Origin of the sequence: Rhizobium sp. CRRU65, from assembly GCF_048551595.1 — a bacterium.
GTDB lineage: Bacteria > Pseudomonadota > Alphaproteobacteria > Rhizobiales > Rhizobiaceae > Rhizobium > Rhizobium leguminosarum_J.
Map to the genome: position 1 here is coordinate 446,705 of NZ_JBLYZH010000005.1, position 17,086 is coordinate 463,790.

At 59.4% G+C, this 17,086-nt stretch carries 8 protein-coding genes; 2 read left to right on the forward strand and 6 right to left on the reverse strand.

Annotated features, from left to right (window positions below; translation table 11 throughout):
- Positions 1-5: 5 nt before the first annotated feature.
- From ACM5SV_RS13735 to ACM5SV_RS13745, 3 genes are all read right to left on the reverse strand, one after another.
- Positions 6-2,483 carry a cadherin-like domain-containing protein gene (locus ACM5SV_RS13735; RefSeq protein WP_419425312.1) on the reverse strand — a complete coding sequence of 826 codons (2,478 nt, stop codon included), beginning with the start codon at positions 2,481-2,483 and terminating at the stop codon, positions 6-8.
- Positions 2,480-4,243: a type I secretion system permease/ATPase gene (locus tag ACM5SV_RS13740; protein ID WP_221974705.1), complete on the reverse strand. Its 1,764-nt coding sequence runs from the start codon at positions 4,241-4,243 to the stop codon at positions 2,480-2,482. Before ACM5SV_RS13740 ends, ACM5SV_RS13735 begins: the two co-directional genes overlap by 4 nt.
- 72 nt (positions 4,244-4,315) lie before the next feature.
- The gene (locus ACM5SV_RS13745; RefSeq protein WP_419425313.1) at positions 4,316-12,316 is read right to left on the reverse strand and encodes a peroxidase family protein; all 8,001 of its coding nucleotides are present in this window, start codon (positions 12,314-12,316) and stop codon (positions 4,316-4,318) included.
- Between the two features lie 213 nt (positions 12,317-12,529).
- Here ACM5SV_RS13745 and ACM5SV_RS13750 point away from each other — a divergent pair, with 213 nt between their 5' ends.
- Positions 12,530-14,032 (forward strand): sensor histidine kinase, encoded by a 1,503-nt coding sequence (locus tag ACM5SV_RS13750; RefSeq protein WP_419425314.1) that lies wholly within the window; start codon positions 12,530-12,532, stop codon positions 14,030-14,032.
- A gap of 100 nt (positions 14,033-14,132) precedes the next feature.
- Here ACM5SV_RS13750 and ACM5SV_RS13755 read toward each other — a convergent pair whose 3' ends face one another.
- Together ACM5SV_RS13755 and ACM5SV_RS13760 are read right to left on the reverse strand one after the other, a co-directional pair.
- Positions 14,133-14,792, reverse strand: a complete 660-nt coding sequence (locus tag ACM5SV_RS13755; RefSeq protein WP_164047906.1) for a response regulator — start codon at positions 14,790-14,792, stop codon at positions 14,133-14,135.
- A 415-nt stretch (positions 14,793-15,207) separates the two neighbouring features.
- A complete protein-coding gene (locus ACM5SV_RS13760) occupies positions 15,208-16,098 on the reverse strand; it encodes a LysR family transcriptional regulator (RefSeq protein ID WP_419425315.1) in 891 nt (296 codons plus the stop codon).
- A gap of 123 nt (positions 16,099-16,221) precedes the next feature.
- Between ACM5SV_RS13760 and ACM5SV_RS13765 the strand changes: the two genes are divergently transcribed.
- Positions 16,222-16,485 carry a helix-turn-helix domain-containing protein gene (locus ACM5SV_RS13765; RefSeq protein ID WP_003555700.1) on the forward strand — a complete coding sequence of 88 codons (264 nt, stop codon included), beginning with the start codon at positions 16,222-16,224 and terminating at the stop codon, positions 16,483-16,485.
- A gap of 268 nt (positions 16,486-16,753) precedes the next feature.
- Here ACM5SV_RS13765 and ACM5SV_RS13770 read toward each other — a convergent pair.
- Positions 16,754-17,086, reverse strand: a 333-nt coding sequence (locus ACM5SV_RS13770) for an AMP-binding enzyme (protein WP_419425316.1), incomplete at its 5' end; no start/stop codon positions are given.

Below are 17,086 nucleotides of genomic sequence, written 5' to 3' on the forward strand. Positions count from 1 at the left end.
GTTTTTCATGCATTCTCGACGATCACGAGCAAGTGGTGGCCCGTAAGATTGATCGTCATTTCGTAATGCTGGTCTTTGTTCATATCGACTTCGATGAAGGTCTGGCTCAATTCGTCCGTTCCCTCATGGCGAACCCGGATCGGCAGGGCTTCTGCAGCAGCCTTTTCGCCATAAATATTCTCGAAGCGTTCCTCCAGGCCGTCCATGACCTCCTCGAAGATCTTGTACTTCGATACATCGATGCGGTCTCCCACCATGAAATCCAGGATCTGATGAACGAGATCGGCGCTGCTTTCGCCGGCCGGCACGCTGAACTCGAACGTGTCATCGCCAGCTCCGCCTTCGATGAGAACGGCCGCCGACCCGACGCGGACAACGTCATTGCCTGCGCCGCCCACGACCTTTTCGAAGCCGTCGATGAGATCTTGCCCGACATCAAAACCGGTGGCGGTGCCGGTATTCAGGTCTATGAGCACGCCATGTGCGGCCTGCGAATAGTCGATCGTGTCGAGACCTTCCTCACCTCGGTAGTCGTCATCCGACGCATCGGCAGCCGCCACCACGATATCATCACCGTCGCCGGCAGAGAGGCAATCGACGTCTTCATCGTCGCGCAATATGTCGTCGCCTTCGCCAGTTTTGATGACTTCGAACCTCTTTATGCTGTCGCTGCCAATTTCAGCCCCGTTTGCATTTGCTGCAACGAGATCAACGACAATCGACAGGACGGCTGCAGAATAATCGAGGGTGTCGATGCCGTTTCCACCATCGTAACTGTCTGCGGCCCCATCGGCGTCACCGACAACGATATCATCCCCGTCACCACCTTCCACGAGGTCCGTGCCGGCGCCGCCGCGGAGATGATCGTTTCCCTTGTTGCCGTGTATTTCCTCGGCCTCTGCACTGCCCGTGACTGAATCATCGCTGGAACCGGCGCGCACGATTTCGAAATTCGAGATTGAATCGTTGCAAATCTCGGCGCCGGAAGCTGTGCCGTTTGCCAGATTGATCTCTACCGCCTCGGCGAGTGCTGAATAATCGAGCAAATCAATACCCGATCCACCGTCGTAACCGTCGTTTGCCCGATCAGCATCGCCGATAATCGCGTCATCGCCTGAGCCTCCCTTGACCGTGTCGCGATCGTCACCGCCGCTTAACACGTCGTCGCCGGCGCCGCCATCAAGGCTGTCGGTGCCCTTGTGCCCGAGTAGGATATCCCTGCCGTCTCCGCCGTCGAGCCTGTCGTTGCCACCTTCGCCATCGATGACGTCATTGTCGGCATCGCCGGTCAAGATGTCGTGGCCGTCACCTCCGAGCAGCATATCGTTGCCTGCACCGCCGCTGAGCACATCATCACCAGCGTCGCCAAAGATGCTATCTCTGCCCTCCTCGCCATACAAGCGGTCGTTGCCTGCACCTCCCCAGATCTGATCGTCGCCCAATCCGGCAAGAACAACGTCATCGCCGTCGCCTGCGAAAACAATATCGTTCCCGCTACCAGCAACGATATTGTCGTTTCCATCGCCGCCGCTCACAGTGTCGCTACCGTCCCTGGCGTCAATGTTGTCATTGCCGGCCAGTCCATCGATGTCGTCGGCGCAATTGCTGCCAACAAGCAGGTCGTCGCCAGCCGTTCCGACAACAGGGGGCGGCTTGACGACGGAGAACTGGGCGGTCTGCGACACCGAGACCTTGCCGTCGCTGATCTGGTAGGTGATGGTCACCGGGCCGAGCATGGCGGCATCGTATGTCCAGCCGCCGGCTGTCTGCACCAGTCGGCCCGAAGATACGCTGATGTCCTTGATCGACATCGCGTCGCCGTCCGGATCCACGCTGCCTCGCAGAAGATCGACCAGACCGATCAATGCACCTGCGCAACCGGAAACATCCGCGAGCGTGACCGGACCGCTGACGCGAGGCGCACGGTTGGCAGCCTTTTCGGTTGCGGGTTGGGCATTGGAAGGACGGGCTTTATCTCCGCTGGACGGAGGAGGTCTCACAACCGAAAGTGCTTGCTTCGGAGCCATCCAGACATTGTCGTTCGATGCATGGAAGGAAACAGAGATGCCGTTGAAGGTTTTCAGCAGCGCCAAACTTGGCAAGTTGATCCGGTTGAATTCTATTGGCAGGGATTCCGTCAGAGGGTAACTCACGGCATTTTTATGGTTGGAGAGTGGAATAACCACCGCCTTCCTTGCCGCTGGTGCGCGTTCATCCGCCTCGTCCTGCGGCTGAACCGTGGAGCCGGTCGTGCTGGTGTCGATTACCGGCGCGGCGTCGGGAAGGTCGTCGGCCGGTTGCTGTTCTGCATCCGGGGCCTCTTGCCGGCTTGACAGAGCACTTTTCAGATAGAGCGCGAATCCCGTCAAAAGGAGCGAAAAAAACAGCGGAACCCTTGAATGTTTGTCCTCGGACTTGAGCACATACCGGTCGTGCGGATCGTCTTCTATCTTGGCGGATTTTGTTCCCTTTACCTCAATCATTCCGACATCCTCGCTGTGATGCGTGACCCGACCTGAGTCGCGCCCGCGGGTCTGCTGAAGGTTTCTGTCGCCGATGGCTTGAGGATTTCGTCCTTCGGACCGAACGCCACCATCTTTCCGTTCTGGATAACAGCAACCGTATCGACCGCCGCGAGAGCGCTGGGTCGATGGGCGATCACGATCGCGATGCCGCCGCGGGCGCGGACCGCCTTGATCGCCTGGGTGAGCGCCATCTCCCCCTCCCCATCGAGGTTCGAATTGGGTTCGTCCATGACGACGATGAAGGGATTGCGATAAAGTGCCCTTGCAAGGCCGATGCGCTGCCGCTGCCCGGCCGAAAGCGAAACGCCTTGAGGACCCAAAGCTGTGCGATAGCCGTCTGGCATTCGCACGATCATCTCATGAATGCCTGTTATTTGGGCCGCGTCGACAATGGCACGGGCGTCGACCTCTGGTTCCAGCCGGGATATGTTTTCTTCGATCGTTGCATCCAGCAGCGCCACATCCTGCGGCAGATATCCCACATGTTGACCGAGATCGGCGTCCGACCACTGCGTGAGTTCAGCATCGTCAAGCCTGACGCTACCGCGAAGGGTCGGCCAGATGCCGGTCAGCGCGCGTGCGAGCGTCGTCTTGCCGCCGCCGCTTGGCCCTATGATACCGAGCGCCTGTCCCGCAGCGATCTCGAAACTGACTTCACTGAGCAGGACCCTTCCAGAGCCGGGAGCAGCCACGGTCATCTTCTCCACCTTCAGCGAGTGGGCAGGTGCAGGCAGTGTCATCGGAGGTGTGGTTCCCGCCAGTGCTATGACCGTCTCCTTCAGCCGAATGAACGCGGTGCGGGCAGCAACAAAACTCTTCCAATTTCCAATGGCGAGATCGACGGGAGCAAGCGCGCGCGCCGAGGCAACCGAAGCGGCGATGATTGCGCCAGCCGATAGCTCGCCCTGGATCGTCAGCCAGGCACCGAGACCGAGAACGGCCGACTGCAGGATCATTCGCAGCACACGGGATATGGCCCCAAATGTGCCGCTGATGTCATTCGTGCGGGTCTGTAGCTCGAGATGATCCTGATTGGCGCGGTTGAAACGATCCACCGCGCGTCCCGCAAATCCCATGGCCTTCAGGATGTCGGCGTTGCGGGCGTTGGAATCGGCGATCGCATTGCGCTCTATTCCCGACCTGTGTGTGGCGCTTGCCAGCCGACGGGTCATGAGTTCCGTCGCGATCGTCAGCATGGAAAGGACGAAGGCGCCGGCGAAGGTGAGCGCACCCAGGTAGGGGTGAAGCATGTAGACGAAGATCAGATAGAGGGGTACCCAAGGAAGGTCGAATAGGGCGACTGGGCCTTGGCCACCGAGGAAAGCCCGAACCGTATCGACATCGCGCCCGCGCTCCAGAGCTTCTGCGGTCGAAAAACCGAAACGCGGCATGTCGATTGCCACTTGATGCGCCATGGGAGCGATGCGGCTGTCGAGCCGAGCGCCCATGCGAACCAGGATCTGCGATCGGATGATGTCGAAGAATCCTTGAAACAGATAGAGGCCGATCGCCAGCGCCGAAAGTCCCAGCAGTGTGGGAACGCTGCCGCTGGTCAACGCACGATCGTAGATCTGCAGCATGTAGAAGGAACCGGTCAGCGCGAGAACATTGATGACGCCGGACGTGATGAAGAGGAATACGAATATTCCTCGAAGTCCTTGTGTCAGTTTCTCGACCTGTTTGCGCTTGTTGCCGGTCAACGGAGTCTTGGGACGCATGTCGTTCACCATTTCTTGCTGATGTTGGCGCATGCAGCGCTCCGGCAAAGCCGGAACGCTGCAGCTCACGGATTACAGGTTGAAATCCGAAGTGGTGAGGTTGTGGTTCCCCTTTATGTTCAGGCGGAGTTCGGCACTGCTGTCGCCGTCGACGCTTCCCTGCACGACCGTATAGTCGCCGTCGGCACGGGTCTCGTGCGTGACGATCAGTTGCGCAGGGCCACTGAGTGTCGAGGCGGCTACCAAGGTGAAGGCCTGGTTTCCGGAGAGAGCATTGTTGGCGTCAGTGCCACTGAGGTCGATCTTGTCTCCGGGCTGGAAGCCTATGATCGTATCGCCGTCGGCGTCCGCTTCGGAACGGAACAGGAATTTGTCATTTCCTGCCCCGCCGTCGATGATGTTGACGGAAGCGTTGGCAGTGATCGTATCGCTTCCGGAGCCCGTCACGACATTCTCGATGTTCCAGAGCGTATCGTTACCCGACTGACTGCTCGATGCATTTCCTCTGCCCATGAAGCCGCTGCCGAGGTCGACCGTCAGGTTGGCGGTGATCGCCGCCAGGTCCAGCGTGTCGCTGTCGGCATCGCCATAGTAGACGTCATCGCCGTCGCCGGTTTCGGCGACGAACATGTCGTTGCCGTCGCCGCCATGGGCGGTGTCGTTGCCGGCACCGGTCTGGATCATGTCGTCGCCGGCATCGCCGAAGACGCGGTCAGATCCAGCGTCGCCATAGAGCATGTCATTGCCGGCGCCGCCCAGCAGGTCGTCGTTTCCGGCGCCGCCGAAGACCATGTCGTTGCCGGCCTCCCCACTGAGGAGATCGTCACCGTCATCGCCGCGCATGATGTCGCTGCCGGCACCGCCGGTTGCCACGTCATTGCCGCCGAATGCGACGATCATTTCTCCGCTTGCGGTGCCGAGAAGAACATCGGCTGCGGCAGTACCGGCAATCGGGGCTCCCGTTGTTGCTTCGGGAGTCGGCGGTGTCGGTGGTGCAGGCGGCGGCGTATCGGTTTCGTCATCGCCATTGCCGTTGAATTGCGGCAGGCCGCCCTCGCTGGTGAAGCGAATACTATGCTGGTTGCCTGTCATCGTTGTCACGCCGTTCTGGTCAGTCGTGACCTCGTAATCATCGGCAGTCGCGCCTGCGGGCAGTTCGATGACGTCCTGCGGCCGCAAGGTGCCGACAATCGTGTCGTTGCCGCCGTTCGAGCGGAATACGATGCGATGCGCCGAGGTCAGAGCCGAAATGTCGATCGTATCGTCACCGGCGTCACCGTCGATGGTGATGGTGTTCAGCCGCAGACTTGTCCCGCCAAAATCCCCGATCACCTGGAACGTGTCGCCGCCGGATGTGCCAGCTCCGGACGGCTCGGCCCCGTTGATGCGGATCTCCTCGATCTCGCGCAACTCGGCAATGACGGCGGTGGCGAAATCGGTATTGGCTCCCCGCGTCACGACGATCTCGGTTGCGGCATTGAGGCTTGCACCATTATTGCCGGCCAGAGCGTCCCATGCAGCGCGGGTGTAGATGCGGTAAGTCTCCGCGACTGCGCCATTGCCTGTGATCACGAAGGTATCACCGGCCTGGCCCTCCGTGCCGCCATTGACGACATCGCGACCATCGGAATTGGCCAGTGACGCCGCCGCCGCGTTGTTGGCGTTCCAGTTGAAGGTGTCGTCACCGGCATCGCCGTTCAGCGTGTCGTTGCCTGTCCCGCCGTTGACAATGTCGTTGCCGGCTCCGGCATTGACCGTGTCGTTGCCACCGAGGGCGTTGATCGTGTCGGCACCGCCGGTGCCGTTATGCGTCTGTCCGGCTGCAGCGCCAGTGATCACATTGCCGGCAGTGGCGAGCGTGAAGTCGGAGATATCGATGCCGGCATTATTGACACCGTTGATCTGGATCGTGCCCTGGATGGTCGAGGCCGGTCCATTCTCGCGGATGGTGATGATCGTGTTGGCGCCGCTGGCAGTTTCGAACACCCGGTTGTTGAAGTTCGCCGCCGTTACTCCCAGTCCGCTAAGGTCGATGCGATCCTGGGTCGCCGGCGTTCCACCGGTGGCGTCGAAGCTGCTGATGCTGTCAGCCCCGAAGCCGGTCGCACTGTAGATGATGGTGTTGACACCACCGCCGACATCGATGGCGTCATTGCCGGCACCGCCGATGATCGTGTCGTTGTCGTCGCCGCCATTCAGCGTGTCGGCGCCTTCGCCGCCGTCGAGCAGATCATTGCCGTCAGCGCCATTGAGCGTATCGTTGTTGCCTCCGCCGAAGAGCTGGTTGGCGGCGCCGTTGCCGTTGATCGTATTGGCGAGCGTGTTGCCGCGACCGGTGACCGCCGCGCCAATGAGATTGAGGTTCTCCACCTCGGCGCCAAGCGTGTAGTCGATGCTGGCATCGACCCGGTCCGTGCCGCCTGCCGCCGGTTCCGTCACCACGTCGCCTGCATCGTCGACGGCGTAGATGTCATCGCCGATACCGCCCACCATGGTGTCGGCACCAAGGCCGCCGTTCAGCGTGTCGTTACCGCCAAGGCCTGTTAGAGTATCAGCGAGATCGCCGCCGGTGATGACGTTATTGCCGTCATTGCCAGTACCGACGAACTGGTCGGCATCGACACCCGTATAGGTCAGGTTCTCGACATTGGCGAAGGCCGCCAGCGTGTAGAGTGCCGCGGTCGTTTCGACCGTGTCGGTTCCGCCACCCGTGGCCTCGACGATCAGATCTTCGCCGGTGTCGTCGATATAGGTGTCGTTTCCGGCGCCGCCGACCAACGTGTCGATATCGTCGCCGCCGTCGAGTGTGTCGCTGCCGATACCGCCAACGAGCAGATCCTCACCGAGGCCGCCATTGAGCGTATCGTTGCCGTCATGGCCGAAGAGCAGGTCGAAGCCGGTATTGCCGGTCAGCGTATCGCTACCCGTCGTGCCTGCCAGCGCCGTATTGATGCCGACTGCGGCAGTCCGCTCACCGGTATCATCCGTGCTCAGTGCATAGTCGCCGGTCAGAGCGTAGCCTTCGAATGTACTGCCATTGAAGTTGATGAACTCTACAGCCTCGCCGACTGTGTCGAAGTGATCAGTGACGGTGGCTTGCTGGCCGTTGAACTGGACCACGAGATCGTCGTTGCCGCCGCCGGTCGTCACTTCGAACATGTTGAGCCCGTCGAGGGCGGCCGGCAGCGCCGGTGGCACGGTTCCTCCGACCGTGATGCGGTCGCTGCCGCTGGTTTCGTTGATGATATCGAACCCGTCGCCGAGATTGATGACATAAGTATCGTTACCGGCACCGCCGTTCAGTATCTCGGCGGCACTGGAGAAAGCGATCGACAAGTCGTCGATACCGACAAAATCGCCGTTGTTGTTCGTGCCGGCCACCACAAAGCGGATCGCCGAATTGGCGCCGAACGGCCCGTTCAAGGGAATGTTGACCCTCGATCCGTTGCCGGAATTCCCGTCTATGGTCTGGATCGTCTGATTGAAGTTGACCCCGTCGGCGGCGAACTGCACCGTGACCGTCTCTCCTCCATCAAAGCCGTTCTCATTGAAGGTATAGCTGACGGTGGCGGTCGACGCCCCCGTCAGATTTACCGTTCGCGTGATCGTCGCCGTGCCGTTGCCTGGATCGTTGTCGTCATCGCGCAGGCGCAGCTGATTGGTGCCGTCGTCGATACGGATCTGGCCTGCCGAAGCGCTGTTTGTGCCGCTATTGTCGCCCGTCTCGACCCAGGGCGACGTCCATGGTGTTGCGCCACTGGTTCCATTCTGCGCCGTGTTGTTGAAATTATCGGCGTAGCTGCCTGAAGAGCCGGCCGTGCTGGGGCCACCGACGAGGATGTCGTTGCCCTCGCCACCGTTCAGGGTGTCGTTACCGCCCAGGCCAAGCATCAGATCATCGCCAGCGGTGCCGTTGAGAACGTCATTGGCTTCCGTACCGACGATCAGGCCGACCGCTCCATCGGTAAACTGGAGCCGCTCCACATTGCGCAGTCGGTCGGAGCCGTCGAGGTTGATCTCGGTGACGTCGGTGACGGTGACTTGTCCATCGGCGGTTGCGCCGAAAGTATAATCGGCGCGGGCGCCCTGGAAGGCGGCAGTGTCGGTATCGCCCGTCCCGTCGGCCGACTTGATGGTGCGCACGATGCCAAGCTGGCCGGGGTTTATCGCGCCGGAGAACATCGAGCTCGCCAGTGTCGTCATACTATTATGCAAGGCGATAGGCGTGCCCGTATGGTTGGGATCGGTAAGGGAGAATACGCCGATCTGCACATCGAGCCACCTGTCGCCGTCAATGATGTCGTCGCCGGCAAGGCCTTTCATGACGTCGCTGCCATCACCGCCGAGGATGATGTCACCGGCAGAAAACGAGGTCACTCCGGCGCCGAGCAATGCCTGAAGGCCATTGATGAGGGCGATGCCGTCGGCGTCGAGCGCGCTGCCCGCATAACCTTCTGTACCGCCTTGTGCTGCCGGCAGGCGATCAGCCGCCAGGGCTTCCGAGCCGGTGAGCACGTCGTTGAACCGGGTACCGGACAGGCCTTCAATCGACTCGTACTCGTCGAGAGCGGCGTTTTCAGGCAGGATCGGGGCCTCGTCGAAGATGATCGGTATCGAGATATTGGCGTTCACTCCGAGGACATTGTCCTTGTAGGTCGCCCAGTCGAAGCCCGACATGCCGACCATTTTGCCGCGGCCGGCGCTTCCGACCATGATGTCGTCGCCGCCCTCGCCGATGAACTCGTCAAACCCGCCATCGCCGAGGAACACGTCGTGCCCGTCAATCAGGTCGTGAGCGAAGATTTCATCAAAATTGTCACCGGGGGCACCGTCAAAGGTGCCGGTTTCAATCCAGTCATTTCCCTCGTTCCCAAGGATTCGTTCGGCGTTTCGGTTGCCGTAGATGAAGTCGTTGCCTGTGCCGGCGAAGACCTCCGAGCCCATATCCGTACCGAGGAAGATGAAGTCCTGGCCGTCGTTGCCCATGACCAGATCGAGACCTGGGCCGGCGTGAACCACGTCGTTGCCGGCGCCGAGCTTGAAGTTGTCGTCACCACCGCTGTCGGTCACGATGTCGTCGCCGTCACCGGCATTAATGATATCGTTGCCAAAACCACCTTCGAGCCTGTCGTTGCCGGCATCGCCGAAGAGCGTGTCGTCGCCGATGCCGGCAACGAGAATGTCGGCATTGTCAGTTCCGCCGAGGACAATGTGATCGCCGCCGGTATAGCGGAGATAATTGCCGTCGGGACCGACGGTGCCCGGATTATTGCGGATCACCAACGGTGTCAGGATGCCGCTTCCGGTCGGATCGCTGCTCTCGAGCACGCCGTCACCGTCGAGGTCGTTGAATTGTCGCGTTTGATCAACTTCCAGGATTAGGCCCGGGGTCGAGAACACATCGGATGGCAGATGCGTCGCGTCGGTGTTGCGCATGATCATCGCGGCAAAGGAGTTGTTCTCCATTTCGCCGAAGAGGTGCAAACCGTCGAGGCGCTGTAGATAATAGAAGCGATCGCCGCTCTGGAGCTTCTCCATCTGTATCTCGAAGACAAAGTTGAAGGTGGAGCCCAGCATGCCGCCAAAAGGCATGATCGCTTCGGCCAGACCGCCGATCCAGAGATCGATATCTTCCAGCCCGCCGAGTGATCCGCCCGCATAAGCACCAGTTGCGTTGAGGAAGTCGACCGCGTCGGCCGGGACCACGAACCCCGCCATCGTCGCGAATTTGCCTGTGGCAATACCCGTGATCAGTGTCAGCGCTGCGTCGCGTTTTCCCTCGATCGTCGTTTCTCCGGTGATCAGGGAATGCGTCCCATAGGCTGCAACAAAGTTGATGATCGAGGCTTCATGCTTGAGGTGGCCGGCGAAATCGACCCAGCTCTCGTAAGGCTTGAGCAGGGAATCTTCATTGGTGGCGAGGTAGAACTGCCGACGGGCCTCGTTGAGAGAGGGCACGCCTGTGTCGCGGCCACGCGCCAGGTTTATGGTCGCAAGATCGAGCGGCAGTCCGAGAAGGTTGTTACGGAGTGCGCTGGTGATAAATTCATCGATCTCGTTGCCCACCTGCCGGGTCATGCCGCGGATGATGGCACCGGCCGAGATATTGGCATCGACGGTCGCGCCGGTCCCGTTGTTTTCGAACTGAAGCGGGTTCAGGAAGCCTTCGATCAGGCCGATGTCATTTTCGCTGAAGCTAGGATCGTACCGATCGATCGTCTCGGTCAGCATTGAGTGGCCGAAGCGGTAGACTACATGGGCGAACTCGGCGACGATCGAGGGATCGATCGTGACGTCATACCCGTCCGGAACGAGGAAAACGTTGATATTCGGCTGGATCTTGCGGGCGAATTCTTCGAACACCAAATGCTGATACTGCATTTCGGTGCCGAATTTGGCTGCCTGGAAAAGGCGTTCGCCATTCCACTCGAGATCTTGAATGCCGTCGGCGATGTTTGCGCCGGGGACCAGCCATTGCTGAATAAAGGCGTTGTCGCCTGTCGCCAGCACCACCGCTTTTGTGTGCTCCATGAGCCGGTTGTGCTCGGAATGGAACACATGGTGGACGGCGGTCAGGCCGATGTTCTCGTTGGCACGACCGTCGCCAGCGATATAGTGCGCGTCGAGCAATTCGTTGTCGTAGACGCCTGGTTCGTTGCCCGGATTTTCAAGGCCAATCTCGATGTCACCGTCGGCAAGTCCGGTCGGAACCGCGTTGTGAGCGATGTCGGCGAGGAAGGCATGGCCGGTCAGGATAGCGTTGGCGGGCACCAAAACGCCGAGACCGCCGTTGGCGGACGGATCGCCCTCGATTAGGCCGCTTGCCGTCACCATTTGCGGAAAACCGTTCGGGCCGCGAAGGAAGTTGCCATAGGCATCGGTGGCAAGAAGCGGAACGTTGCCGACATTGGCATCGACGAGCTGGATGCCCAGAACGTCGGCGGCCTGGGCCTTGAGATCCGCCCAAGTTGCCATTCCGCCATTCCCGCCCTCGATAAGCTTGCCCGTCGCTACGGGATCGCCGGCGGCATTCAGTACATATTCCCGCAGGAAAACCTGGTGAGATGGGTGTGAGGTATAGGTCTGGTTTTGGTCGACGAAGGCGGTGGTTGTATTGACGGGACGATCGGTATCATCGCCTGTTCCCACAACACCGTCCGGACCTGGTCCTGCCAATGTCGCGCGGGTGAGGACCATGAAATTGGTATTTCCGCCTTCAACGTAGAGCGGGTCATCCGGCAGCAGCGGAATGAATACGGTACCATTGCCGCCCTTGTTAACGAGATCGAGACCATGATCAAAGAACTGGCCAAACAGCGTGAACCAGGAATTGAACGGTGCCGACAGCCCCTCATCGGGCGCGGTATTGGTAATGACGACGTTGGGACCATCCAGTTCGATGCCGGTGGCCACAAGAAGTGCCATGAGCTCGTCATCGACGGCATCCAGTGCTGTTTCGGCAGCCGCCAGAACTGCCGCGGCGGCCGCTGCGGCTTCCTGCAGCGGGACGTTGGCCGGGCTTGCCGAGGCTGCGGCCGATGCTGCCGCATAACCGCGCTGGGCGTCCGACACGGCTTTGAACTCGTCCACGAGCGGGGCGTAGGCCGCAGAAATCTGTGCGGTGACCGTCATCTGGTCTGGCCCGGCAACAATGCCTGCCCTTTGCAAGGCCGTCAGGATGGCAGACGGGTTGCCGAGAGTTTGGTCGACGAGGAGGTTGGAAATTGTCCGGACTGTTGGGTCGAACACATCACCGGGGCCAGCGGTTCCCGGCCCGTCATTGTCGACACCGGGCGTATAGCTCACCGGCACAAGCGGCCCACCCGGGCCAGCAGGCACCATGATAGTGCGGAAATCGGTGCCCAGCCCTTCGGGGAATTCGTTGTCGGAAGCACCCCATTCCGGGTGGTAGAGATTGTTGTAGGTACCATCGACCGTACGCAGGCCCCAAGCCAGGTTGTAGGTCGGGATGAGACCGCCCTGGCCGAACAACGGCTCGCCTGCGGCGTGCCGTTCCGCAATCTTGATCTGCGCCAAGATGAAATCGAGATCCGATCGAATATAGGTAACCATTTGTACTCTCCCCTTTGGTTGCCCGGGAACCGCTATCGTTCCGGCAATGCTTCTTCCCAACCCTGCGCTTGCAGGCATCGTTTGTTTTGCGAGAGATTTTCTCCTCGGGCGTCCAAGGCATGAATGGCCAATAGGAAAATCTTCAGCATTCTCTGCGATGATTGGATCTTGTCGCGCCGAGAGGCCACGGGATAGTTCCAAAGGTCCGGCGACATGCATGGACTTTCGTCTGCAGGAGGACGGGACCTTGGGCCCGGAAATGATGTGACTTACGTCCCATTCAGGAAGAGGTCTGGCGGCCAAAACGCCGGGATCGTTGCTTCCTGGCAACGGCTTGAATTGAAAACACAATTTCTGATAATTGCCGGCCTTGTCGTCTGCGGTTCAATGGCGATTCTTGGCGAATGGCTGAACGTGCAGATCGCAGCCAACCAGTTCCGAAGCCGGGCCGAATCCGGAGCCCTCTACATGGAGGGTTTTCTTGCTCGGCACGTTGAAGGATCCGCAACCGACCCGCAAGTTTCCGAAGCCCGTCGAAAGGAACTGGACGATCTGCTAATCGGCACCGATCTCGCAAGGCGAGTCGAGAGCTTCAGGATCTGGCGCCATGACGGGTTGGTGATCTACAGCACCGACAAATCTCTCATTGGAAAGACCTTTCCATCGAGTGAGATCGAACGGGCTTTCGCGGGACAGGTTGTCGCACAACTTGAAAACGGCCATAACGACGGCGATGCTGACAGTTCGTCCGCCCATAGACCGCTCCTCGAAATCTACGCGCCCATCTATCGGTCCGGTACTCACGACATTATCGCAGTCGGAGAGCTTTACGAGGATGCAGCCGAGTTCGTCGTCCAAAGGGACCGAGTTCAGCGTCACACATGGGCGCTCGTCGGCGCAACAACCCTTGCTATCGTTACTTTGCTTTTCCTCATCGTCCGGCGGGCGAGCAATATTATCGCCAGTCAAAGAACGACCCTGAAGGTGCAACTGACAGAGGCCCAGGCGCTGGCCCGGCAGAATACCGAGCTTCGCAAGGCAGCTGACAAAGCACGCATGGATGCCACGAAATCGAACGAGCAGCTCTTGAACCGCATCGGTTCCGATCTGCACGACGGTCCTGTTCAATTGCTCAGTCTGTTGATTCTCAGATTGGGAGGTTCCGCCAGCACGGCCGGCACGTCGAGGACTGCCTTCAATTGCGCGTCCGATGTGAAGGAATCAGACCTTGCGCCGTCGCATATCGCAAGCCAGGTTCTGACTCAGCTGCGTGAGCTTTCGACAGGACTGGTCATGCCGGAGACCGAACACATGGCCTTGGAGGCGGCCTTGCGTATGGCGGTTGAACAGCACGAATATGCGACTGGATCAAAAGTAACGTCAACCTATGACGGGCTGCCCGAGCGTGTCGCACATCCGTTGAAGATCTGTCTTTATCGAGTAGTTCAGGAGGGGCTCAACAACGCTTTCCGTCACGGTGCAGGCCGCAACCAGCGTGTGTCCGCTTCAGCCGATCCGTCGGCCATAACCGTCGTCATTTGCGATGACGGCCCGGGTTTCGCGAGCGGCAGCTCCAATGGACGCCGCAGACCGCTCGGTCTTCAGGGCATTCGCAACCGGGTTGAAGCGTTCGGCGGCCGAGTCGAAATCCTCCAACAGATCGGTGTCGGAACGGAACTTCGGATCGTGGTGCCGCTAGAGGGCAATGGCATCTAACGCGCGTCGCGATCGTTCAGATTCGCTTCGAGCGCTTTAGGTCTTTGATTTCACGCATGTCGTTGTCGCAAAACCGCTGCACACTTTTGCGCGACATGCTTTAGTGGCGCAGAGCCGGGTCTCTGCTCCCCTCGAGCTTTTGAGCGGCAATCAGCACTTCCAGGCGGTTTCGCGCGTTCAACTTTTGCATCAGGATCGTCATGTAGTTCTTGACGGTCTTCTCGCCAATTTGCAGATCCGTGGCAATCTGGCGGTTTGTGAATCCCCGCAGAAGCATCCTGATGATTTGGCCTTCCCGTATGCTAAGCTTTACTTCCCCGCCGGCCATTTTTCGGAGCGAGGCTATTTTAAGTTCCTCAATGACTTTGCAGGCAAACGCCGGTGTGATGAACATATCGCCGCGATGGACGGTTGCTATAGCCTGGATGAGTTCTTGAGCGCTGCTTCCTTTGAGGACGTACCCGCTTGCGCCCGCGTTAAGCGCGCGCACGGCGTAATCGCTCCCTGTCATCGCTGTAAAAACAAGAATTTTGGTCCGAACCTTTTCGACGAGTTTTGTGATGGTGTCGAAAATATTTCCAGGCATCATCAAGTCAACAATAAAAACATTCGGCTTCAATTTTAATCCGATTTCCAATGCTTCATCTGCGGTTGAACCAGTCGCTGCGATGAAAAATGGAGACTGCTTGCTAAGGATGTCAGTCAATCCTGCCAACATCAATGGATGATCGTCAATCAACGCCAGCGATACTGCAGTCATATTACGCCCCTACGCAAATACATGACATTACGAATATTGCTAAAACATTATTATGTCCACGTAGCACTTTGGATTAGTAACCTGGCTTATCTGTTCTTCATTAATCATGGGTTAGCCTTCGGCTTGGGTTATAGTACTTCACGGTGCGGTACGGCGGCGATCGACATGCGCTGCTCCTGGCCGGTCGCATTCTTGCCACGCCGCCGTGCCGGCCACGGCAAGGGCGCCCCTCCAAACAATGAGCATACCAGGCGAAGGCGCGTCCGCGCCGGCGCCAGTTCGCGCACGGCTTGACCGGTTAAAAGGGTAGCCGCAGGAGGGTTAGCGGAGCGCCGCTCGGGAACGAGCGGAACCCGGGACCGACTGCCCCCGGCAAGCCGTTCCGCTTGGGGTGTACCCGTGGTGCCCCCTCGCCTCACCTGCCCGGCCGTGCCAATGACCGGGCGATATCGACGATATCGTCGCGCGAGGCGGTTGGATCCTCCTTGTTCCAGGCGACACCGAGCCCGATCCGGAAGTCGATGCCCCTCACCGCCTTCAGCTCGAAAGCCCGGTTCGGCAGGCCCTCGGTCCATTCCGGCGCAAAGCCAATGCCAAGGCCTGCCGAGACCAGCGACACCAGCGAATAGGTATCGTCGCAGCTATAGGCGATGTTGCGGGTCAGATCGTATTCCTCGAACTTCTCGTTGAAGTACCGCTCGGTATAGGAGAGGTTCTTGCGATTGAAGGCGATGATCCTCTCTGAGCGCAGGTCGTCGATGCCAATCTCCGCCTGTTCCGCCAGTGGGTTGCTCCTCGCCACCGCCAGCAGGTACCGCTCATGGGCGATCGAAGAGAAGCGCAACGAGCCGATGTTTTCCACCGGCCGGATGAAGCCGAGATTGATCTGGCCGTTTTCCAGGCCGCGGATGATGTCGCCGGTATTGCCGCTTGATATATGAATGCGGATATCCGGGTACTTGCGGGCGATCTTTGCCAGAAACGCCGGCAGCACGCCGGTGGTCGCCGGATAGACGGTGCCGATCCTGATCTGCCGGATCGTTTTGCCGGCCACCGCCCTGGTGATCTCGGCACTCAGATCGACCTCGCTCAGGATCCCGACGCAGCGCTCGTGGAAGATCACCCCTGCCCTGGTCAGTTCCACCCGTCTGGTCGAGCGGATGAATAGCGCGCAGCCGAGCTCGCGCTCCAGCGCCTGCACATGATTGGACAACGCCGGCTGGGCGATGCGCACCTTGGCGGCTGCCCGGCCGAAATGCAGTTCCTCGGCCACCGCGACGAAGTAGGAGAGCTGGCGCAGTTCCACTTGCACGTCTCCTCTTGAGGCCCTCCCCTTCACCGCATCATTCGATGATCAACTAGGACAACAATGGTAATATGTCGGATATATCCCATGGATTAACGCAATGCAAGATGGTGGCCATGAAACATGGACACTCGCGCTCGCATAGCTTGGAACCTGCGAAATCTCAGGGTCTCGCGGAAAGTCACACAGGAGAACCTCGCTGTGGACGCGCAGGTGGACCGAACCGTTATCAGCGATTTGGAGAGAGGCAAGCACAATGCCTCCATCGATCTTATGGATCGACTTGCAATCGCGCTCTCGATTGACATTTCGGAGTTTTTCTCTGAACCGTTACCGTCCGAAGGCAAGCCAGAACCAATGAAGGCGGGGCGAAAGCCAAAGGCTTGATCATCCGTGCAGGAAAAGCCTTGGCTCCGATTTGATCTGAGGGATCGTCACAATGTCAGGCGGCAGGTTCTTTCGCGCTCCAATCGCTATCGGAAATCGCAGTGCAAATGAGCACTCTGATTGGTCTGTGCTGTCCGATTGGTGTTTAAGCTCGACTCTGCTGGGAATAGAACCAAACAGTAAGCTCAGTCTCAGCGGCGTAAGCAGATTTATGGAACTTAAGGCGACGTAATCGAGCCGGCCGATAGAAATCGCTCCATCGCCTTTGTTACGCGCCGCTTGCCCAATTTTGCCGGTTGGCGATCAGATCGTCGACGACGGCCGGATCGGCAAGCGTCGAAGTGTCGCCGAGAGCGCCGAAATCGTCTTCGGCGATCTTGCGCAGGATGCGGCGCATGATCTTGCCGGAGCGGGTCTTCGGCAGGCCGGGCGCAAACTGGATCTTGTCAGGCGCAGCAATCGGGCCGATTTCAGCCCGCACATGTTTTACCAGTTCCTGGCGAAGCGTATCCGATCCCTCATGACCGGCCATCAGCGTCACGTAGCAATAGATGCCCTGGCCATTGATCGGATGCGGATAACCGACGACCGCGGCTTCCGA

What these genes read in the sequence shown, in the direction of transcription:
- ACM5SV_RS13735 (WP_419425312.1), bottom strand. Translation starts at nt 2,483, where the DNA reads ATGATTGAGGTAAAGGGAACAAAATCCGCCAAGATAGAAGACGATCCG.
- ACM5SV_RS13740 (WP_221974705.1), bottom strand. Translation starts at nt 4,243, where the DNA reads ATGCGTCCCAAGACTCCGTTGACCGGCAACAAGCGCAAACAGGTCGAG.
- ACM5SV_RS13745 (WP_419425313.1), bottom strand. Translation starts at nt 12,316, where the DNA reads ATGGTTACCTATATTCGATCGGATCTCGATTTCATCTTGGCGCAGATC.
- ACM5SV_RS13750 (WP_419425314.1), top strand. Translation starts at nt 12,530, where the DNA reads ATGCATGGACTTTCGTCTGCAGGAGGACGGGACCTTGGGCCCGGAAAT.
- ACM5SV_RS13755 (WP_164047906.1), bottom strand. Translation starts at nt 14,792, where the DNA reads ATGACTGCAGTATCGCTGGCGTTGATTGACGATCATCCATTGATGTTG.
- ACM5SV_RS13765 (WP_003555700.1), top strand. Translation starts at nt 16,222, where the DNA reads ATGGACACTCGCGCTCGCATAGCTTGGAACCTGCGAAATCTCAGGGTC.